The sequence below is a fragment of the Hylemonella gracilis ATCC 19624 genome, assembly GCF_000211835.1.
GTDB classification, from domain to species: Bacteria; Pseudomonadota; Gammaproteobacteria; order Burkholderiales; family Burkholderiaceae_C; genus Hylemonella; species Hylemonella gracilis.
In genome coordinates, this window is the sequence record NZ_AEGR01000093.1 from 95392 (window position 1) to 114963 (window position 19572).

A 19572-nucleotide genomic window follows, 5' to 3' on the forward strand; every position below is an offset into this window, starting at 1 on the left:
CCGGCCTCGGGTTTGTGTACTGTGCGCGGGCATGCGCCTTGCTCGATGATGGCGCCCGCCCGTACATGAAAGCAGACTCCACACCTCGCCCTTCCCGCTCCGCATCGGCCGCCCGGCCCGGCACCCGCGGCACCTTGACACGATCCCGCGGCACGCTGGACGTGGTATTGATCTACGTCGTCTTCGCGTCCCTGTGGATCTTGCTCTCCGACCGCCTGATGGGCTGGTTGGTTCGCGACCCGGACATGCTGCTGCTGGCATCCACCCTCAAAGGGTGGTTGTTCGTCGCCGTCAGCGCCACCATGTTGCATTTCCTGCTGCGGCGTCGCGTCCGGGGCTTGCTCGCGCAATCGGCCTCGACCGACGCGGAAGCATCACGCTACGCCCTGCTGCGCTCCATGGCGGTGTTCGCCGTGCTCGCGCTGGTCGTGGTGATGTTCGTGGCGTCGACCATCTGGCAAGCCATGCGCGAGGAGCGCGAGCAGGCGCACGCCCAGTTGCGCGCCGTGGTCCAATCCAAGGCCCAAGAACTCTCCGCCTGGCAGCAGCAGCGGCTGGCTGACGCCAGCGAGCTTGCCAACACGCCTTACCTGCGCGCGCGCTGGACTGCCTGGCGCGAGCGCGGTGACGCCCAGGGCTTGCTCGAGATGCGGCGCTTTCTCGAGCGTTCCCGCCTGGCCGGCAGGTTTGTTCGCGCTGACGTCGTTGACGCACAGGGACGGCGGTGGCTGGACAGCACCGAAGCGCCGCAACGCGACGTCCAGGTGGACCTGGAGCTGGCCGACGCGGTGCGCCTGGCCATCAGCCAGAACCAGCCGCAGCCGGCGGGGCCGTGGCGCGACGTGCACGGCCAATGGCGCTTGGCCTTTGTCGCCCCCTTGGTCCCCGCGAATTTGAACGATGGCGTCCGCCGACCCGCGCAGGCGGCCCTCGTGCTGCACGCCGATGCCCAGGCCTACCTGAAACTGGCGCTCAGCGATTGGCCCCTGCTGCGCCAGGGGGCCGAAGCGGTTCTGCTGCGTCGTGACGGTGAGCCGCTCATCTTCACGGGCGATGTGCCCGCCGAGCGCGTGGCGGAGCTGCGCAAGGGACTGAGCCGCATGCCCTGGCCCCGGGATGTCGCCGCGCCGGTCGAGGGGCTGGAACACCATGGCGTGCCGGCGCTGGCCGTGATGCACCGCATCGGCGACACCGAGTGGTGGCTGCTGGTCCAGCAAGGCCGGGAGGAGATGCTCCACGGCGCCGCCGCCAGCGGTGCCTGGATGGCCTTGACGGCCGTTTTGGGCTTGCTCGCCCTGGCCGTGGCGCTTTACCTGCGACACGAACGTCGGCGGCGCCTGCACTCGCTGCGCGACATCGAGGAGCTCCAGCGCGCCAAGCAGGCCTTGCTGGAAAGCGAGGCCTTGTACCGTCTGTTGGCGGACAACAGCAGCGACGTGGTTTGGCTCTACGACCTGGAAGCTGACCACTACCTCTACGCCAGCCCGGCGGTGCGCCTGTTCGGTTATGACCCGGCGCAGGCCACCAGCATGTCGTTCAAGGACGTGTTGCCCGCCGCCGTGGAACAGGCGACGCTCGAGCGTCTGCGCCAACGCATCGCCGCCTTGCAAGAGGGGGACGAAAGCCAGCGCACCGCGCTGGGCGAGACGCCGGTCCTCAACGGCGATGGCGTGCTCATGCCCACCGAAGTCGTGACCACTCTCCTGACCGACGAGAAAACGGGACGCGTGACCCGTGTTCTCGGCGTGACGCGCGACATCACCCAGCGCAAGAAGGACCAGGACCAGCTCATCCGCTTGTCCCAGGCCATCGAGCAAAGCCCGGCCAGCGTGGTCATCACCAACCTCGAGGGCAATATCGAGTACGTCAACCCGGCCTTCGAAGCCATGAGCGGCTACACGCAGGCCGAGGTGCTGGGCACCAACCCGCGGTTGTTGAACTCGGGCCGCACCCCGGCCGAGGTGTACGACACCCTGTGGCTCACGATCAAGGCAGGCCAGGCGTGGCATGGGGAGCTGATCAACCGCGCCAAGGACGGACGCGACTACGTGGTGAGCATGACCATCGCGCCCGTGCGCAATGCCAAGGACGAGGTGGCGCATTACCTGGCCGTGCAACTGGACGTGACGCTGCAGCGCAACGCCGAGGAGAAGGCGCGTCAGCTGGCCTGGTTCCATCCCTTGACCGGGCTGCCCAACCGCCATCGCCTGCTGCTGGATCTGAAGGAGACCCTGGAGACGCGCGCCGCGCCGCGCGCGCCGGACGAGGGGCCCGTGGCTGAGCAGTGCGCCTTGCTGTTGCTCGACCTGGACCGCTTCCAGACGGTGAACGACGCGCTCGGCCCGGCTGCCGGGGACCAGTTGCTGCGCCAGCTCAGCTGGCGCTTCGCCGCGGCCTTGCCGCCGGAGGCCCAACTGGCCCACTTGAATGCCGACGAATTCGCCGTCTTGTTGCAGCCCGTGCGCTCAGGCGACCATGCTGGCGCTCAGGGCGAGCCCGCCGCGCGTGAGGCCGTGGGCGCGCAGGCCCTGCGCCTGGCGCAAAGCCTGCACGACACGTTGACGACGCCGGTGCAATTGGCGCATGGGGAAAGCTTGGCCGTGAGCTGCTGCATCGGCATCACCTTGTTGCCGCACCGCGTCGAGGTCGAAGGACTACCTCAGAGTCCGGGGGGCGTGCTGGAGCAGGACTCGCCCGAGAATGTGCTGCGCCGCGCGGACACGGCCTTGCACCGCGCCAAGGACAGCCGCGGCCGGGAAGGCAGCGCGGGGCACACGGCCTTCTTCGACGCCTCCATGGAGCAAGTCGTGAGCCGCCGCTTCCTGATCGAGCGTGACCTGCGCCGGGGGCTGGCGGCCGGTGAGCTGCGCGTCTACCTTCAGCCCCAGGTGGATGCGGAAGGCCAGATGGTCAGCGCCGAGGCCTTGGTGCGCTGGCAGCACCCGGAACAGGGCCTGGTGGCGCCTGGCGCCTTCATTCCCGTCGCTGAGGAAAGCGAGCTGATCACGGACGTCGGCCGCTGGGTGCTGCAAGGCGTCTGCGCCCACCTCGGCGCCTTGCGCGCGCGAGGCCTGCGCCTGCCCATCGCCGTCAATGTCAGCACGCGCCAATTCCACCAGCCCAGCTTCGTGCACGAGGTGCAGGAGGCCTTGCGCGTCCATGGCGCCGCCCCGGGTGACCTGATCATCGAAATCACCGAGAGCATCCTGATGGAACAGGTGGAGAACGTGACACGCAAGATGTCGCAGCTCGCCAGTCTGGGTGTGAAGTTCTCGCTGGACGATTTCGGCACCGGGTACTCATCCCTGGCCTACCTGAAGCGCTTGCCCATCGACGAAATCAAGATCGACCGCAGCTTCGTGCAGGACGCGCCCACCGACCCCAACGACGCGGCCCTGGTTGACGCCATCCTGTCGGTGGCGCGCCACCTGCGGCTCAAGGTCGTGGCCGAGGGCGTGGAAACGCGCGCGCAGGCGGACTTTCTCCACGCGCGCGGCCAGATCGTGCAGCAGGGCTATTTGCACGGTCGCCCCGCGCCTGCGGAGGATGTCCTCGCGATTTGGCAAAAGGCGCAGGCTTAGGCGGGTGCACGCCCTCGGGCGGGTTCCCGCAGGCCAATACCGTGTTTTTGCAATATGGGATTTGGCATGCTGCGCAGCAGCAAAAATCCGCCATACGAAAAAATGGCGTTTCTCATTGAAAAATTGACCGCCTAAATAGTTGATTTAAAACAGAAAATTAATTCGTCGGCATCCCGGTAAAACAAAGTTGCTGGGCGGTGCTTGTTCGACACTGAAGGCGGTTTTTCATCGCATCAAGGAGCAAGCATGTACATCGAATTCGCACTGCACCACTACATCGGAGACAACGGCGACGACGTCCTGAACGAGGCCCGGGCCGCGCTGGGCGGCGCCGATTACGCCAACTACCTGAACAGCGAGCGCGCGGCCATCGTGGTCAATCCGCACAATTTGGCGCCCGTGGGTGTGAGCTGGACGGATGGCAACGGCATCCAGAACCGCTTCTTCCGTTGAGAGTGTTCCCGCTGCCAGGGTTACAAAACCCAAGGGTGCCGTTGATCGGCGCCCTTTTTCTTTCACTCGCGCGGTGAGCCGATCCGTTGATCGGCGGCATGGTCGGTCCGGAACAAGGTCGGCTGCGCGCGCGTAAAAAACGGGGCTTAAATGCGATAGCGCCTCAGCGTCCCGGCGCTCTGGGCTCAGAGCGCGAAGATCTTGCCCGGGTTCATGATGTTCTTCGGGTCCAGCGCGCGCTTGATGGTGCGCATCACCTCCACCGCACCGTCGCCGGTTTCCTCGGGCAGAAAGCCCATCTTGTGCAGACCGATGCCATGCTCGCCCGTGCAGGTGCCGCCCAGGCGCAGCGCGCGGTGCACCAGCTGGTGGTTGAGTTGTTCGGCGCGCGCGCGTTCGTCCGCGCTGTCTGGGTCGATCAGGTAGCCCATGTGGAAGTTGCCATCGCCCACGTGGCCGACCAGGAAGTAGGGAATGCCGCCCGCGTTGGCCTCGTCCACGCTCTCGACCACGGCCGTGGCCAGTTGCGAGATCGGCACACAGGCGTCGGTGGTGATGGCTCGGCAGCCCGGGCGGGTCTGCAAGCCCGCGAAGTAAGCCGCATGCCGCGCCGTCCACAAGCGCGTGCGTTCCTCGGGCGTCTCGGCCCATTCGAAGGCTTGCCCTCCTTGGTCCGCGGCCAGGGCCTGCACGGTTTCCGCCTGCTCGCGCACGCTGGCGGGGGAGCCGTGGAACTCCATCAGCAGCATGGCCTCCTCGCGCAGCGTGAGCTTGCTGTGCTTGTTGACCGCGCGCACGGTGTTGGCGTCCAGCAGCTCCACGCGGGCAATGGGCACCCCGAGCTGGATGATCTCGATGGTGGTGCGCACGGCGGCGCCGATGTCGGGGAAGGAACAGACCGCCGCGGTGATGGCCTCGGGCAGCGGGTAGACCTTGAGCGTGATCTCGGTGATGACGCCCAGCGTGCCTTCGCTGCCGACGAACAGGCGCGTCAAGTCGTAACCGGCGCTGCTCTTTTTCGCGCGGCTGCCGGTGCGGATGACTTCGCTGCCCTTGACGGGGTGCGGCGTGACGACTTCCAGCGCCAGCACGTTCTCGCGCATGGCGCCGTAGCGCACGGTGTTCGTGCCCGAGGCGCGGGTGGCGCTCATGCCCCCGATGCTCGCGTCCGCGCCCGGGTCGACCGAGAAGAACAGGCCCAGGTGTTTCAGCTCTTCATTCAGCTGCTTGCGTGTCACGCCGGGCTGCACGGTGACGGTCAGGTCTTCGGGGTGGATGGCCAGCACCTGGTTCATGCGACTCACGTCCAGGCTGATACCGCCTTCGATGGCTAGCAGATGGCCCTCGAGCGAGGAACCCACGCCGTAGGGAATCACCGGCGTGCCGTGCTCGTTGGCTAGGCGCAGCACCTCGGCCACTTCGCTGGTGCTTTCGGCGTAGACCACGGCCGCTGGCGGCGGCACGGTGGTGAAGGCGGACTCATCACGTCCATGCTGCTCGCGCACCGCCAGCGCGGTGGAGCAGCGCGCGCCGAAGCGGGCCGAGAGCGCTGCCAGCAGCGCGGCGGGCACGGGTCGTTGCCGCGCCTGGGGCTGCAGCTGGGCGGATGTCTGTGGTGCGTTCATGGCGGGTCTCCTGAGGGCGCGGTCTGGGCGCAAGCCTGACTGTGAGGCCGCGAGGCCGCGCGGTCGAATGGCGAGAGGCTGAGGCGAGAGGCGAAATGCTGACGGATGCGCCGATGGCGAGATTGTGACGCCAGCCGTCTAGGCCCGGTTGTCGGCCGCGTCGCCGGCGCCTTCGGCCTGTTCCGTCGCGGGGGGTAGGCGTACCTCCGCGCGCAGGCCGCCGTGCGTGAGATTGCTCAAGCGCACGTCGCCTCCATGCGCGCGCAGCAGGTTGCGCGCGATGCTCAGGCCCAGGCCGGAGCCGCCCGTGTCCCGGTTGCGCGACATCTCCAGGCGCAGAAAGGGGTCGAACACCCGCTCCAGCTGATCCGGCGGAATGCCCGGACCCTCGTCCTCGATGCCGATGACGATCTGCCCGTTCTCTTCGCTCAGCCGGATGCGCGCCTGCTGGCCATAGCGCACGGCGTTGTCCAGCAGGTTCTGCAAGGCGCGCCGCAGCGCGCGCGGTGCCGCGTGGACCGGCGGCTGAACCTCGCCTTGGCAAACGCAGTTCTGGCCTGCGTCGCGCATGTCCTCGGCCATGGCCTCGCACAGTGGACCGAGGTTCAGCAACTGGCGCGGTTCGCGCAGGCTGGCGCTCTCGGCGTAGTCCAGGCCGTCCTGGATCATGGCGCGCATGGCGTCGATGTCGGCCACGAAGCGCTCCCGCTGCTGCGCCGGTGCGTGGTTCTCGGCGCGCAGGCGCAAACGGGTCAGTGGGGTCTTGAGGTCGTGCGAGATGGCCGCCAGGATCTCCGTGCGCTCGGCCACGTGGCGCTGGATGGCGCGCTGCATCGCGTTGAAGGCGTGGGCCGCGCGGGCGACTTCCACGGGCCCATTCTCGGGCAGCGGCGGTGCGTGCAGATCTCGGCCCAGTGCCTTGGCCGCGGTGGCCAGGCGCGAGAGCGGGCGGGTGGTCTGCCGCACCGCCAGCCACGCCACCAGCATCACCGCCAGGCACAGCACGGCCAAGTAGGCAAAGCCCGTCGACAAGGAGGGCAGTGACAGCGGGCGTTCGCCGAAATGCACCAGCAGCGTCTGCTCCTGGTCGATCGGCAGCGACAGGAAGGGCTGGTCGGGTATCGCGCACAGCGCCACGGCCCCCAAGTTTTGCCCCGCCTGCGCGTGCAGGCTGTCGGCGAGTTCGGTGGCGTGCGGGTGCGTGCAGCGTGGCGCCGGGGAGGCGCCCTGGATCAGCTCGAAGCCGTAGTAGCCCCGATCCAGGTTCTTGAGCCAGATGCCGCGTTGATCGGGGGGCAGGCTGCGCAGGAAACGCTGCACGAAGGCGACGTCGGCGCTCATGAAGGCGTACATCTGCGCGCGCCCCGCGCGCGCGCTGACGGCCAGCACCGCGATGAAACTGGCCGCTTGAATGAACACGGTGGCCAGCACCAGGATCAGCATCACGCGCGCGGTGAGCGAGCGCATGGCGCGCGGCAAGGTTGGCTTTTTCATCGCGCTGCCTGAGCGCAGGACGTGACCGCCATGCAGAACACATACCCCTCGTTGCGCACCGTCTTGATGTAGGCGGGTTCCCGCGCGTCGTCGCCCAGGCGGCGGCGCAGGCGGCTCACCCGCAGGTCGATGCTGCGGTCATACACCTCGGCATCGCGCCCCGCGAGCTGGGCCAGCAACTGATCGCGGTTGACGATGCGCTGCGGGTGCCGCAACAGGAAACGCAACAAGGCGTACTCGGCACCCGACAGCGGCGTGACGGCACCGCGCGCGTCCACCAGGTGCCGCGCCACGGTGTCCAGGCGCCAGGCACCAAAGGCCAGGCAGGGGGTGTCGTCGTCCAGGCCCGCGCTGGTGGGCAGTGCGTGCGTGCGCCGCAGCACGGCGCGGATGCGCGCCACCAACTCGCGCGGCTCGAAAGGTTTGGGCAGGTAGTCGTCCGCGCCCATTTCCAGGCCGATGATGCGGTCCACGTTGTCGCCGCGCGCCGTCAGCATGAGCACCGGCACGTGGGCCCATTCGCTGTCGCGCAACCAGCGCAGCAGGCTCAAGCCATCCTCGCCCGGCAGCATCAGGTCCAGCACGACCAGGTCCACCGGGGCGGCCCGCAGGGTTGCACGCATCTGACGACCGTCCGCCGCACAGTCCGCGCGCAGGCCTTGTCCGCCGAGGTACTCGGCCAGCAGCGCGCGGATATCGGGGTCGTCATCGACAACCAGGATGCGGTCGTTGCGTTCCATGCAAGTGAGTCGGATCGTGTGGCTGTCCTCAAGGACAGCGGGCAGCGGGATTGTCCGCCGGGCGCGGCAGCGGGTTTGTATCCCAGTGTATCGACCGGGTCCGCCGACGCGTGCCGATACAAAAATCAAGGGCCTGGGATACATCGCCGACAAAGCGGCCCGATGCAATGGCGACTCCTCACCACAAACGGAGTCTGCTCATGCATTCGTACACAAACCGCCCGCTGGCCTGCGTGCTGTTGGCCTTGTCGTCCTTCTGCGCCTCGTCCGCCTTACCCGCCTTCGCTGCCGACCTGGTGGTCGAAGTCGAGGGCCTGCGCGGGACCCAAGGCGTCGTCTCGGTCGGCCTGTTCGACAAGCCGGAGAGCTTTCCCAAGCAGTTCACCAGCGGTCTGCGCACGCCGGCCGACAAGCCCGTGGTGGAGGTCGTGTTCCGTGACATCCAACCCGGCCGCTACGCGGTCTCGGCCTACCAGGACGAGAACGGCAATCTGGAACTGGACCGGGGGCTCTTCGGCATTCCCAAGGAGCCCTATGGCTTTAGCCGCGATGCGCGTGGCACCGCCGGCCCGCCCGAGTTCCGCGACGCACGTTTCGACCTGGGCGCCGAAGGCGCGCGCATCCGCATCAAGCTGCGCTGAGGCCCGCCATGGACACCTCCGCAACCCCGGCCGCGCCCCGGCCACTCGCGCGCCTGCGCGGTCTGCGCAAGAACTACCACCTGGGTGAGGTGCAGGTGCCCGCGCTGCGCGGCATCGACCTTGACATCACGGCCGGCGGCTTCACCGTGATCGCTGGCCCTTCGGGCAGCGGCAAGAGCACCTTGCTGCACGTCCTAGGCTGCATCGACCGGCCCGACGCCGGACAGGTCGAGATCGATGGCATCACGCCGCGGGAGCTGAACGACGACCAGCTCAGCGCGTTCCGCGCGCGCCGCATCGGCTTCGTGTTCCAGAACTTCAATCTGCTGCCCGTGCTCAACGCGCTGGAAAACGTGGAGTACCCCATGCGCCTGCTGGAGCGAGACGGCACGCGGCGGCGCCAGCGCGCGCGCGAACTGCTGGCCGCGGTGGGGCTGCAAGGGATGGAAACGAGGCGGCCCAACCAGCTGTCCGGCGGGCAGCGCCAGCGCGTGGCGATCGCCCGCGCCCTGGCCAACGCGCCCGGACTGGTGCTGGCCGACGAGCCCACGGCCAACCTGGACCGCCAGACCGGCGCCGACATCATCGCCTTGATGCGCCGCATCCAGCGCGAGACCGGCGCGAGTTTTGTTTTCTCCTCGCACGATCCGGCCCTGATCCAGGCCGCCGATGTCCTCGTCCGCATCGCCGACGGCCAGATCGTCCCACCCCTGACCCCGCCCGCGGCGCCGTCCGTACCGACCGCCCAGGAGGAAATCCGCCATGAATCTGTTTGACCTCGCCTGGCGCAACCTGCTGCGCAATCGCCGCCGCAGCCTGCTCACCTTGGGCGCCCTCGCGGTGAGCGCGATGGCCCTGGTCATCTTTGGCGGCTATGTCGCCACCATCATCAGTGCCTTGCAGACGGAAACCGTGCGCGAGACCGGCCACTTGCAGATCATGCGCAAGGGCTTTCTCGATTTCGGCCGAGGCAACACGGCCCGCTACGCCATCCGCGATCACGCGGCGTGGATCGACCGCATCCGCGCGGACGCCGAACTGCAGCCCTTGCTGCGCGTGGTCACGCCCGTGCTGCAGGTGCAGGGCGTCGCGGGCAATTTCGCGGCCGGCGCGTCCAGCACCTTCGCCGGGACCGGCTGGCTCGCCGCTGATCGCGACGAGATGCTGGCCTGGGCCGGCGCGGGGCTGCCCCTGCCGCCACGCGCCAATCTCTTGCGCGCTGACCAGCCCCAGGGCGGTGTCATCGGTCTGGGGCTGGCCCAACTCCTGGCCCTGTGCGAAGCGCTGGAGTTGCGCGATTGTCTGCGTCCGCCCGCGGAGGCTGCGCCCGAAGGCGCGGCCATGGCGGCTGACCTGGGGGCCTTGGTTCAGCAAGCGGGTGCCGTCGCTCAGGGCCGCGCGCCGGCCAGCGATGCCGTGCCCGGCATCGAGTTGCTGTCGTCCACCAGCGGCGGCGCGCCCAGCGTGGTGCGCATGGACATCCTGCGCACCGAGCGCCAGGGCGTGCGCGAGCTGGACGTCTCTTTCGTGGCCATGCCATTTGGCTTGGCCGAGCGTCTGGTGTTCGGCCCGGGCGGGCATGGGGCCTCGGCCATCGTCGTGCAGCTGGCCGACACCGCGCAAGTCCCGCGCGCGCAGGCCCGCTTGCAGGCTTTGCTGGCCAGTCACCCTGGAGGTGCGGACTTGGAGGTTCGGCCCTACACCGAGGTGCAACCCCAGTACCTGCAGGTGGTCGGCATGTTCGAGGCAATGTTCCGCTTCGTGGCTCTGCTGATGGGTGCGGTCACGCTGTTCTCGGTGGCGAATGCCGTGGGCATGTCGGTCGGCGAGCGGGTTGGCGAAATCGGCACGCTACGTTCCCTGGGCTTTCGGCGTGGCCATGTGCGCCGCATGTTCATTCTGGAAGGGGTGCTGATTGGCGTGCTGGGGGCCGTGGTCGGCGTGCTGATCGGTGTGGTGTTCAGCGAGTACGTGATCAACCGCGCCGGCTGGTCCTGGACGCCGCCCGGCCGGGTGATGCCGGTCCCGGTGGGCGTGGACGTGTTCGGCCATCCAGCCCTGTTCCTGGGCACGGTGCTGGCGCTGGCCGGTCTCGCGGCCCTGTCATCGCTGCTGCCGGCCAACCGCGCCGCGCGCATGCAAATCGTGGAGGCTTTGCGTCATGTCTGAACACTCAAGTGATCCCGGCTCTCCAGCACATGGAGCGCACCTTCGACGCGCGTGGTTGAGTGCTGGTGCCGCATTGCTGCTGGCTGCCCTGGCCTGTGCGGCCCGGGCCGGGGAGCGCAGCGCCGAGGAAATCCTGCAAGCGGCCGATGCCATCCGCAACCCCCCTGGCAGCTTCTCGGTGCGCTTGCAACTGACCGAATACCGCCAAGGCCGCCAAAGCGCCAACTCCGCGCTCATCGTCTACGCGCGGCCCAGTGTCGACAGTGGGCAGTACCGCAATCTGGTGCAGTTCGTGGCGCCCGCGCGCGACGCGGGCAAGCTGATGCTGCGCAATGGCGCGGACCTCTGGTTCTACGACCCTTCCAGCCGCGCCAGCGTGCGCATCTCGCCGCAGCAGCGCCTGCTGGGCCAGGCCTCCAACGGCGACGTCATGACCACGCAGCTGGCCCGGGACTACCGAGCGGAAAAAGTCGGACCTGAGCTGCTCAAGGATGGCGAAGGCGTGCAGCGCGATAGCCTGCACTTGCGCTTGAGCGCGCTGCGCGACGACGTGTCCTACGCGCGGGTGGACCTGTGGGTCGACGCGGCCGATGACCGGCCCCTGATGGCGCGTTATTACTCGGCCGAGGACCGCCTGCTCAAGACCGCCTACTTCCGCCGCTACGAGACTGCGCTGGGCCGCGTGCGACCGACCGAGACGGTCATCATCGACGGGCTGGACGGCGGCTGGGTCACGGTGATGCGCAGTGCGGACCATGCGACGCGCGAGGTGCCGGAAGCCTGGCTGCAACGCGATTACCTGCCGCGCTTCCGTGCCCAGTGACGAGACGACGGAGCACGGCATGCACAAACTCTTCTGGCTGCGCCCGTGGGCACGCGCATCTTTCGTCGGCCCTCCTCTCCTGGTCGCGGCCCTTCTCCCGTGGGGGCTGGCCGCGCAGGGCATGGAGCCGCTGCCCGATCCGCTCGCCTTGGGGGTGGAGGCGTCCGCGACCGACGAACGTCTGGGGCTGAAGCTGGAGGCCTGGGCCCAGGGCATGGACCTGCGCCGCGAGGCTGGCGAAGCCGAGCGCCTGGGGCGCGCGGTGCTGGATTTCCGCCGCGAGTGGCCGGTGGGCGATGGCGAGCGTTGGGTCGTGTCGGACCGGCTGGAGGCCGTGGAATACCAGGGCGCCGCCGATCGCATGGATGGCACGCGCCGCAACGCCCTGCGCGAGCTGTACTTCAGCGCGCAGGCCATGCCCTCGTGGTACGTGGACGCGGGCCGCATCAACCTGCGCCAGGGCGTGGGCCTGGGCTACAACCCGAGCGACTATCTGCGCGAGAACGCGGTGGTGATGCGCAGCTCGCAGAACCCCGCGGCCCTGCGCGAAAACCGGCTCGGCGCGGTGATGGTGCGCGCGCAGTGGCTGCACGACGAGGGCTCGGCCCAGCTGGCCGTGTTGCCTCAGCTCAGCGACGCGGACCGTTTCGACGACGACACCTGGGCCTTGGGCCTGGAGCGCACCAACCGACAGGGCGCGGCCTTGCTGCGACTGTCCCCGCGCACCGGCGAACGCCTGGCCGTGGACTTCACCGCTTTCGCGCGCGACGGGGACGCGCCGCAGATGGGCAGCAACCTTTCTTGGACGGCCACCGATGCGCTGCTCCTCCAACTCGAATGGAGCGGTGGCCGCCGCGCGCCGTTGCCCACCGTGAATGCCGGCACGACCGCCGCGGACGAACGCTGGTTCAACCGTCTGGCCGCGGGCGCGTCTTGGAGCTCGCCGTGGGGGCCGGTGTTGAGCCTTGAGCAGCACTACGCGGGTGATGCCCTGTCGGAGGCCGAGTGGTCGGCGTGGCGCACGGCCACGCGGCCAGCGGCTGGCCGCTTGGGCGCCTTGCGCCAAGACCTGCAAGAGCGGCAGGACCTGCTGACCCGGCGCTATGGCTTTGCGCGCCTGGGTTGGGACCGCGCCTTGGACCTGGCCAACCTGGACCTGAGCGCCTTCGTGCGGCGTAACACCGCAGACGGCAGCGCCTTCTGGCAGGCGGAGGCCGTCTGGCATGCCAGCGAGCGCTGGGATCTGGGCCTGCAGCACACGCGCAGCACCGGCGCTGACGACAGTGAGTTCGGCGCGGCGCCGGTCCGCGCCACGGTGGCCTTGTACCTGCGCTGCTTTCTGTGAGGGATGGCTGCAAGGGTGGGGAGCGAGGGCGATAATGCCCCGCTGACCGCGCCCAGGCTTCGTTGGTCGATGCCTCGGGCCGCATCCACCGCAATCCTTCTTTCCTTGTTCCAAGGCCACCACGATGGGCAACCGCCTCACCCAGATCGCGACCCGCACCGGCGACGACGGCACGACCGGATTGGGCGACAACAGCCGCGTGCCCAAGGACGACCTGCGCGTGCAGGCCATGGGCGATGTCGACGAGCTGAACTCGCACCTCGGCCTGCTGCTGTGCGAGCCTTTACCGGATGCGGTTCGCGCGCTGCTGGTCGAAGTGCAGCACGAGCTGTTCAACCTGGGTGGGGAGTTGTCCATCCCTGGGTTTGAGTTGCTGAAAGCCCAAGCCGTGCTGACCTTGGACGAGGCGCTGGCCACGCACAACGCGACCTTGCCGAGGCTCAAGGAATTCATCCTGCCCGCCGGCACGCGCGCGGCCGCGCAAGCCCATGTGTGCCGCACCGTGGCGCGTCGGGCCGAGCGCGCCTTGGTGGCGCTGGGTGCGCGCGAAGCCGTGCGCCCCGAGCCCCGGCAATACCTCAATCGCCTCTCGGACCTGCTCTTCGTGCTGGCCCGGGTGTTGAATCGCATGGATGGCGGTGACGACGTGTACTGGCGCAGTGAGCGTCTGCGGCGCGGTGAGGAAGAATGAAGCTTGTGTTCATGAATCGGCTCGCGCCTGTCGTGCCGGCGGTTTCATTCCGGTCCCTGGTCTTGGGGGGCCTGCTCAGCCTGCAACCCTTGGCCTGGGCCGACGCGCTGGTCAACTACCGCTGCGAACCCGTCTACCAGCCCGCGCGCAACGTGTGGGTGCGCACGGTGGGGCTGGTTCACGACGACAAGAAGATCACCGAGGTGCGCATCGATGGCGTGCCGGTCTACAGCTTCAATGTGCACGGCGCCCGCGTGCTGACCGCGCTGGACAACGAACGCATCGCCTTCGACGCGGACCAGCTGAGCTGGCAAAGCGACTGGCGTGGTGTCATGCAAGCCCAGGGGCGTTGCGAGCGTGCCTCGGACTGAGCGCTCAGCGCCACGTCGACGAGGTCCTTCCTGGATGGCGCGGGGTGCCGGATCAAGGTGCGTCCGACCAATCCACTCGCGAGGAGCGAAGCGCGCATCTTGAGGAACCGTGCTGGACGAATCTGCGCCGGCCCCAGAATCCTGCTCAGAACCAACCACAACACACCTTGTTTCATGACGTCTGAATCACCCATCCAGAAACCGACCAGCGCCGCTGGGCCTGCCCACGCCAGCGGCCCCACGGTTCGGCCCCTGTGGAAAATCTTCCTGCTCTTCCTCGGGCCGATGATCCTGGCCAATCTGTTGCAGTCGCTCTCGGGCACCGTCAATAACATCTTCGTGGGCCAGTTGCTGGGCACCCAGGCCTTGGCGGCGGTGGCGGGCATGTTCCCCATCCTGTTCTTCTTCATCGCGCTCATCATCGGCATCGGCGCGGGCGCCTCGGTGCTGATCGGTCAGGCCTGGGGCGCGCGCGAGCCAGCAAAGGTGAAGTCCATCGCGGGCGCGGCCCTGTGCCTGAGCCTGCTGATCGGTCTGGGCGTGGCCTTGTTTGGCGGCCTCTACACCGAGCCCATGCTCAAGGCCCTGGGCACCCCCGCCGACGTGCTGCCCCTGGCCCTGGGGTACGCGCGCCCGGTGATGCTGGCCATGCCCGCCTTGCTGGTCTTCATCCTCTACACACAGTTGCTGCGCGGCGTGGGTGACACGGTCACTCCGCTGTATGCGCTCTTGCTGTCCACCGCCGTGTCTTGCCTGCTGACGCCGGCCTTCATCCTGGGCTGGCTGGGCCTGCCGCGCCTGGGTGTTGCCTCGGCGGCGGTGGCGGCCATCTTCTCCTTCGTGACCGCCTTGGCCTTTCTGGTCGCTTACCTGCGCTGGCGTGGTCATCCTCTCGCGCCGGATGCTCGCCTGCTGCGCGCCTTGCGGCCGGACTGGCACTGGCTCAAGCTGGTGCTGCGCATTGGTTTGCCCACCTCGGTGCAGATGATCGTGATCGCCCTGTCCGAGGTTGCCGTGCTGTCCCTGGTCAATGGCTTTGGCTCGGACGCCACCGCCGCGTATGGCGCGGTCAATCAGGTCGTGAACTACGTGCAGTTCCCCGCGCTGTCGATCGCGATCACGGCGTCCATCCTGGGCGCTCAGGCCATCGGCGCCGGCAAGTCCGATCGCCTGGCCGCGATCACGCAAACGGGTCTGGTGCTGAACCTGCTCATCACGGGCGGACTGGTGTTGCTGGGTTACCTGGCGTCGCGGCCCTTGATGCAGATGTTCATCACCGACGAGCGCGTGGTGGGCATGGCGCAGAACCTGCTGCACATCATGCTCTGGAGCTGCTTGGTGTTCGGATTCGCCGCCCTGCTCGGTGGCGTGATGCGTTCCAGCGGCGCGGTACTGGTGCCCACGGCGATTGCCATCGTCAGCATCGCCTTCATCCAGGTGCCCGCGGCCTGGCTGCTGAGCCAGCGCGTCGGTATCGACGGTGTGTGGATGGCCTACCCGATTGCCTTCAGCGCCATGCTGCTGATGCAAGGCGCCTACTACGGCCTGGTTTGGCGCAAGCGCAAGATCAAGCGCCTGGTCTGAGCTGGGGTTCCCGCCGAAGGCGCGCGTCGGCCCCAGGCGCGTGCCGTCAGAACGACCTCAGCGCGGGGTCAACACCGCCATGGTGATGCGCGAGATGCAGACCATCTCCTCCGCCTCGTTGCGCAGCTCGATCTGCCAGACGTGCGTGCTGCGTCCGATGTGGATGGGGCGCGCCACCCCGGTCACCCAACCGCTGCGCGCGCTGCGCAGATGGTTGGCGTTGATGTCCAGACCCACCACCTCATGGCCTTCGGGGCTGGCGTAATAGGCACCCATGGAGCCCAGGGTCTCGGCCAGCACGACGGACACGCCGCCATGCAGCAGGCCCATGGGTTGCACGGTGCGCGTGTCCACGGGCACGCGCGCCTTGAGGTAGTCGGGCCCCACGTCCAGGAACTCGATGCCCAGATGCGTGATGGCGGTGTTTTGCGCGTAGTGGGTGGCGGACTCGACGCTGACGGGTTTTTTCCAGATGGCGGTCATGGTGGCGTGGGGCGAAGGACGATGCGGTGGATTATGCGAAGACAGCGCCTTGGCGCGTCCACAGACATGAAACCGTGTGACGCCGAGGTGACGCTGCGGCAGCCATCGCCCTGGCCGTTTGGGTCGGCCGCGAGCGCGGGCGGACCCCATCGCCAAGCGCGATTGCAAAACCGCAATGTCGACAACTTATTCCGGCATGAGGGCGTGGCCAAGGTCAGTAATGCGGCGGCCGTTCCTCGCGCGCATCGCGCTGACCCGCGCTCAACGCGGGGTCGCGCTCGGGCAATTGCTTGCGCAAATGTTCGATCTGCCTTTGCAGTGACTCAATCTGCTGTTGTTGACGGTACACCGTCAGATTCAGTTGCTCCAGCAAATCTTCGGCATAACTGGCCTTGATTTCCAACTCATCCAAGCGCTGCGACGGCACCAGGCTGGTGGGTTCGGTGGCCTCGCGAGTGCGAACGTGTTTCATTCGATGTTTCTGAATCTGGAGAAACACCGATTTTGCGGCACCTTGTGACGAACCTGCCCGCACCTGAAAATTGCCGTTGGGTCAATGAAGGGGGAGGGGACATGTGGAGACGGTTGCGTGGGTATGACAAGGCACACCCTGGTTTTCACTGTTGACGTAAAAAATGAGATCGCGTCCATTTGCATGAGCTGCATCGGCTAGCGATGAAGACCGCGTCGGCCCTGGTCGGCGCGTTCAACCACAAAGGAAAGGCGAACTCATGATGTTCTCCAACCTGAAAATCGGCGCCCGTTTGGCCCTGGCCTTCGGCATCCTGCTTTTCATCACCCTGGCGGTCGCGCTGCTCGGCATCTGGCGGCTGGACACGCTCAAGAACACCAGCGAGGAAATCGCCACGGTGGAGATGCAGCGTGCCTTGCTGGCGCAGGGCTGGAGCTCGCAGACCACCATCAACTGGATCCGCGCCTCCGCCGCGCTCAAGACCAAGGATGCCGCCTACCAAGAGCAATTGGCCAAGGACATGGCGGCCACTTCCAAGTCCATCAGCGAGGACCAGAAGGAGTTGGTCACCTTGATCACCGACGACAAGGGCAAGGCCTTGATGGAGGAGGTGGCCGCCAAGCGCAAGGTCTACGTCGATGCCCGCTCCGCCCTCATCAAGCGTCAGCAGGCCGGGGAAGACATCATGAGCGCGGTGGACAAAGACCTGCTGCCCCTGGCCACGGCCTACCTCAAGTCGCTGGACGACGTCGCCGATCACGCGCGTGGCCTGCTGCTGAAGACCCAGGGTGAGGCGCATGTGATGGCCCAACGCAGCCAGATCGGGCAGAGCATTGGCGTGGCGCTGGCCGTGCTGCTGGGGGTGCTGCTGGCGGTCGTCGTCACGCGGTCCATCGTGCGGCCCGTCCAAGACGCGGTGACCTTGACCCAGCACATCGCCGAGGGCAATCTGACGGCGCGCCTTGAATCGAACGCCAAGGATGAGATCGGCCAACTGCTGCGCGCACTGGACACCATGTCCGACCACTTGAGGCGCGTCGTGACCGAGGTGCGCATGGGCGTGGAGTCCGTCACCGCGGCGGCCGGCGAGATTGCCAAGGGCAGCGCCGATCTGTCGGCGCGCACCGAGCAAACCGCCGCCAACCTGGAGCAAACCGCGGCCAGCATGGAAGAACTGACCAGCACCATCACGCAATCGGCCGACACGGCGGTGCAGGTCAATCAGCTGGCTGGCAGCGCGGCGGGTGCCGCGCAGAATGGCGGGACCATCGTCGAGCAGGCCATCGTCAGCATGGGGCAGATCACCGAGTCGTCCAAGAAGATCTCGGACATCATCGGCGTGATCGATGGCATCGCCTTCCAGACCAACATCCTGGCGCTGAACGCGGCGGTGGAAGCCGCGCGGGCGGGTGAGCAGGGCCGTGGTTTCGCCGTGGTCGCCGGCGAGGTGCGCGCGCTGGCGGGCCGCAGCGCCGAAGCGGCCAAGGAGATCAAGACCCTGATCAGCAACTCCGTGCAGGCCGTGGATGAGGGTTCGCGCCAGGTCAGCCAAGCGGGCCAGAGCATGGGTGACATCGTCACCAGCGTCAAACGCGTCTCCGACCTGATCGGTGAGATCAGCACCGCCGCCGCCGAGCAGCGCGATGGCATCAATCAGGTCAACCAAGCCGTGGGCAACCTGGACCAGATGACGCAGCAGAACGCGGCCCTGGTGGAGGAGTCTTCCGCGGCGGCGGCCACCATGCGCGATCAGGCACAGCGCCTGGCCAGCGTGGTCGCGGTCTTCAATGTTGGCGATGCCGTGGCCACGCCTCCAAAGATGCCGCCAGCGCATGTGCCACGGGTCTCCCCCGCGCAGCGCGTGTCGGCCAACGCAACGACGGCCCCGACGCCCCGACGCGCTGCCGCGCCGTCTGCGCCCGCACCGGTGACGGAAACAGGCTCGCCCAAGATGGATACGCCCAAGCCCGCCCCCAAACGACTGCAGGCGTCAGCGACACCCAAGTCGTCCGCGGACGATGGGGATTGGGACGAGTTCTGATTCGGGGGTCGCTCGCCAACCCGCTGGGCCGACGGGCCAGAGATGGGTTCAGCCCGAGGCCGTCACCCGCGCAGGGCTTTGTGCTTGCGCCAGCAGCCAATCGCGCAGCTGGCTGACCGCGGTCCGTTCCACCTGGTCTTGGTCCGGCTCCGGCGTGACGTAGTAATAGGTCCGGCCGCTTTTCAAGGGACGGGGGCTGGCGACGACGAGTTCCCCTCGCGCCAGCTCCTCCTCGATCAGCATCGTCGGCACGAGGGCCACGCCCAGACCATGCGCTGCCGCCATCGCGGTCATGGAAAACAACTCGTGGCGCGGCCCCGCCATGGCGCGCGGCGTGTCCACGCCCTGCGCTTCGAACCATTGCCGCCAGGCGGTCGGGCGCGTGCTTTGCTGCAGCAAGGGCAGACTCGCGATCTGGGAAGGTGTGAGGCCGGGCCGGGCTTGTGATGGCCGGCGGCTCACCGCACCCTGCAACAAGGCGGGGCTGCACACCGGCAGCACTTCCTCGGCCATCAGGGCCGTGGCCTGGGTGCCGGCCCAGCGCTGCATCTGATCGGCCGTGCCGGCGTAGAGGGCGGCGTCGAATTCCTGGTCCGCGAACAGAAAAGGGCGGGTGCGGGTTTCGATGTGGACCACCATGTCCGGGTGCGCCTGCGTGAGCCGGGGCAGGCGCGGGATCAGCCAGCGCGTCGCGAAGGTGGCCACGGCGGCCAGGGCGATCACGCCGCCATGAGCCCCATCGCCTTGCTGCGCCATGGCGTCCAGGGTGTCGCGCTCCAGTGCAGCCAGCCGCTGCGCGACTTGGCGTGCGTAAGCGGCGCCTTGCGCGGTGAGCACGACACCGTGGCGGCTGCGCGTGAAGAGCGTCAGACCCAGGAAGTCTTCCAAGGCCAGGATCTGGCGCGACACGGCGCTTTGAGTGAGCGCCAGTTCCTGCGCCGCGCGCGTGTAGCTCTGGTGCCGGGCCGCGGCTTCGAAACAGGCCAGGGCTTGGGTGGAGGGTAGCTTGCGGCGCATCGAAGGTATGAGTCCATGAGATGGATGCCGGCGAAAAGACGA

17 protein-coding genes are annotated in these 19572 nt (G+C 67.7%); 11 read left to right on the top strand and 6 right to left on the bottom strand.

The genetic code is table 11. The features are described from left to right. Positions 1-134 precede the first annotated feature (134 nt). Positions 135-3581, top strand: coding sequence for a bifunctional diguanylate cyclase/phosphodiesterase (locus tag HGR_RS16900; RefSeq protein ID WP_169312710.1), 3447 nt, complete (start codon positions 135-137; stop codon positions 3579-3581). A 246-nt stretch (positions 3582-3827) separates the two neighbouring features. Continuing rightward, the gene (locus HGR_RS14500; protein WP_006299078.1) at positions 3828-4034 is read left to right on the top strand and encodes a hypothetical protein; all 207 of its coding nucleotides are present in this window, start codon (positions 3828-3830) and stop codon (positions 4032-4034) included. Between the two features lie 185 nt (positions 4035-4219). Here the strand turns inward: HGR_RS14500 and HGR_RS14505 are convergent, their stop codons facing one another. The 3 genes from HGR_RS14505 to HGR_RS14515 all read right to left on the bottom strand — a co-directional run bounded on the left by HGR_RS14505 (position 4220) and on the right by HGR_RS14515 (position 7893). Continuing rightward, a complete protein-coding gene (locus HGR_RS14505) occupies positions 4220-5659 on the bottom strand; it encodes an FAD-binding oxidoreductase (RefSeq protein WP_006299079.1) in 1440 nt (479 codons plus the stop codon). 138 nt (positions 5660-5797) lie between these two features. After that, complete coding sequence (locus tag HGR_RS14510; protein WP_006299080.1) at positions 5798-7153, bottom strand: ATP-binding protein; 1356 nt, start codon at positions 7151-7153, stop codon at positions 5798-5800. Beyond that, positions 7150-7893 carry a response regulator gene (locus tag HGR_RS14515; RefSeq protein WP_006299081.1) on the bottom strand — a complete coding sequence of 248 codons (744 nt, stop codon included), beginning with the start codon at positions 7891-7893 and terminating at the stop codon, positions 7150-7152. The genes HGR_RS14510 and HGR_RS14515 overlap by 4 nt, the downstream gene beginning before the upstream one ends. Before the next feature lie 200 nt (positions 7894-8093). On the opposite strand from HGR_RS14515, the gene HGR_RS14520 reads away from it, so the two are divergent. The 8 genes from HGR_RS14520 to HGR_RS14555 all read left to right on the top strand — a co-directional run bounded on the left by HGR_RS14520 (position 8094) and on the right by HGR_RS14555 (position 15517). Next, on the top strand, positions 8094-8534 hold the full coding sequence (locus HGR_RS14520) for a DUF2141 domain-containing protein (protein WP_006299082.1): 441 nt from the start codon (positions 8094-8096) through the stop codon (positions 8532-8534). An 8-nt stretch (positions 8535-8542) separates the two neighbouring features. Further along, positions 8543-9310, top strand: coding sequence for an ABC transporter ATP-binding protein (locus HGR_RS14525; RefSeq protein ID WP_006299083.1), 768 nt, complete (start codon positions 8543-8545; stop codon positions 9308-9310). Then, complete coding sequence (locus tag HGR_RS14530) at positions 9297-10703, top strand: ABC transporter permease (protein WP_006299084.1); 1407 nt, start codon at positions 9297-9299, stop codon at positions 10701-10703. Before HGR_RS14525 ends, HGR_RS14530 begins: the two co-directional genes overlap by 14 nt. Beyond that, entirely contained in the window at positions 10696-11526 is an 831-nt protein-coding gene (locus HGR_RS14535) for an outer membrane lipoprotein-sorting protein (RefSeq protein ID WP_081463558.1), read from the top strand. The genes HGR_RS14530 and HGR_RS14535 overlap by 8 nt, the downstream gene beginning before the upstream one ends. Positions 11527-11545: 19 nt before the next feature. Further along, on the top strand, positions 11546-12871 hold the full coding sequence (locus HGR_RS14540; RefSeq protein ID WP_006299086.1) for a hypothetical protein: 1326 nt from the start codon (positions 11546-11548) through the stop codon (positions 12869-12871). 124 nt (positions 12872-12995) lie between these two features. Next, complete coding sequence (locus HGR_RS14545; RefSeq protein WP_006299087.1) at positions 12996-13562, top strand: cob(I)yrinic acid a,c-diamide adenosyltransferase; 567 nt, start codon at positions 12996-12998, stop codon at positions 13560-13562. Beyond that, positions 13559-13933, top strand: coding sequence for a hypothetical protein (locus HGR_RS14550; protein WP_006299088.1), 375 nt, complete (start codon positions 13559-13561; stop codon positions 13931-13933). The genes HGR_RS14545 and HGR_RS14550 overlap by 4 nt, the downstream gene beginning before the upstream one ends. A gap of 174 nt (positions 13934-14107) precedes the next feature. Continuing rightward, positions 14108-15517, top strand: a complete 1410-nt coding sequence (locus HGR_RS14555; protein ID WP_081463559.1) for an MATE family efflux transporter — start codon at positions 14108-14110, stop codon at positions 15515-15517. A 57-nt stretch (positions 15518-15574) separates the two neighbouring features. Here HGR_RS14555 and HGR_RS14560 read toward each other — a convergent pair whose 3' ends face one another. Both HGR_RS14560 and HGR_RS14565 read right to left on the bottom strand, forming a co-directional pair. Beyond that, on the bottom strand, positions 15575-16000 hold the full coding sequence (locus tag HGR_RS14560; RefSeq protein ID WP_006299090.1) for a hotdog fold thioesterase: 426 nt from the start codon (positions 15998-16000) through the stop codon (positions 15575-15577). A gap of 214 nt (positions 16001-16214) precedes the next feature. Beyond that, positions 16215-16472, bottom strand: a complete 258-nt coding sequence (locus HGR_RS14565) for a SlyX family protein (RefSeq protein ID WP_006299091.1) — start codon at positions 16470-16472, stop codon at positions 16215-16217. Positions 16473-16731: 259 nt separating this feature from the next. On the opposite strand from HGR_RS14565, the gene HGR_RS14570 reads away from it, so the two are divergent. Beyond that, complete coding sequence (locus tag HGR_RS14570) at positions 16732-18513, top strand: methyl-accepting chemotaxis protein (protein WP_006299092.1); 1782 nt, start codon at positions 16732-16734, stop codon at positions 18511-18513. 48 nt (positions 18514-18561) lie between these two features. Here HGR_RS14570 and HGR_RS14575 read toward each other — a convergent pair whose 3' ends face one another. Beyond that, positions 18562-19530 carry a LysR substrate-binding domain-containing protein gene (locus HGR_RS14575; protein WP_006299093.1) on the bottom strand — a complete coding sequence of 323 codons (969 nt, stop codon included), beginning with the start codon at positions 19528-19530 and terminating at the stop codon, positions 18562-18564. Positions 19531-19572 lie beyond the last annotated feature (42 nt).

Bases quoted from the DNA above. Each gene is read 5' to 3' on its own strand.
- HGR_RS14500 (WP_006299078.1), top strand. From the start codon at position 3,828: ATGTACATCGAATTCGCACTGCACCACTACATCGGAGACAACGGCGAC.
- HGR_RS14505 (WP_006299079.1), bottom strand. From the start codon at position 5,659: ATGAACGCACCACAGACATCCGCCCAGCTGCAGCCCCAGGCGCGGCAA.
- HGR_RS14510 (WP_006299080.1), bottom strand. From the start codon at position 7,153: ATGAAAAAGCCAACCTTGCCGCGCGCCATGCGCTCGCTCACCGCGCGC.
- HGR_RS14515 (WP_006299081.1), bottom strand. From the start codon at position 7,893: ATGGAACGCAACGACCGCATCCTGGTTGTCGATGACGACCCCGATATC.
- HGR_RS14520 (WP_006299082.1), top strand. From the start codon at position 8,094: ATGCATTCGTACACAAACCGCCCGCTGGCCTGCGTGCTGTTGGCCTTG.
- HGR_RS14525 (WP_006299083.1), top strand. From the start codon at position 8,543: ATGGACACCTCCGCAACCCCGGCCGCGCCCCGGCCACTCGCGCGCCTG.
- HGR_RS14530 (WP_006299084.1), top strand. From the start codon at position 9,297: ATGAATCTGTTTGACCTCGCCTGGCGCAACCTGCTGCGCAATCGCCGC.
- HGR_RS14535 (WP_081463558.1), top strand. From the start codon at position 10,696: ATGTCTGAACACTCAAGTGATCCCGGCTCTCCAGCACATGGAGCGCAC.
- HGR_RS14540 (WP_006299086.1), top strand. From the start codon at position 11,546: ATGCACAAACTCTTCTGGCTGCGCCCGTGGGCACGCGCATCTTTCGTC.
- HGR_RS14545 (WP_006299087.1), top strand. From the start codon at position 12,996: ATGGGCAACCGCCTCACCCAGATCGCGACCCGCACCGGCGACGACGGC.
- HGR_RS14550 (WP_006299088.1), top strand. From the start codon at position 13,559: ATGAAGCTTGTGTTCATGAATCGGCTCGCGCCTGTCGTGCCGGCGGTT.
- HGR_RS14555 (WP_081463559.1), top strand. From the start codon at position 14,108: ATGACGTCTGAATCACCCATCCAGAAACCGACCAGCGCCGCTGGGCCT.
- HGR_RS14560 (WP_006299090.1), bottom strand. From the start codon at position 16,000: ATGACCGCCATCTGGAAAAAACCCGTCAGCGTCGAGTCCGCCACCCAC.
- HGR_RS14565 (WP_006299091.1), bottom strand. From the start codon at position 16,472: ATGAAACACGTTCGCACTCGCGAGGCCACCGAACCCACCAGCCTGGTG.
- HGR_RS14570 (WP_006299092.1), top strand. From the start codon at position 16,732: ATGATGTTCTCCAACCTGAAAATCGGCGCCCGTTTGGCCCTGGCCTTC.
- HGR_RS14575 (WP_006299093.1), bottom strand. From the start codon at position 19,530: ATGCGCCGCAAGCTACCCTCCACCCAAGCCCTGGCCTGTTTCGAAGCC.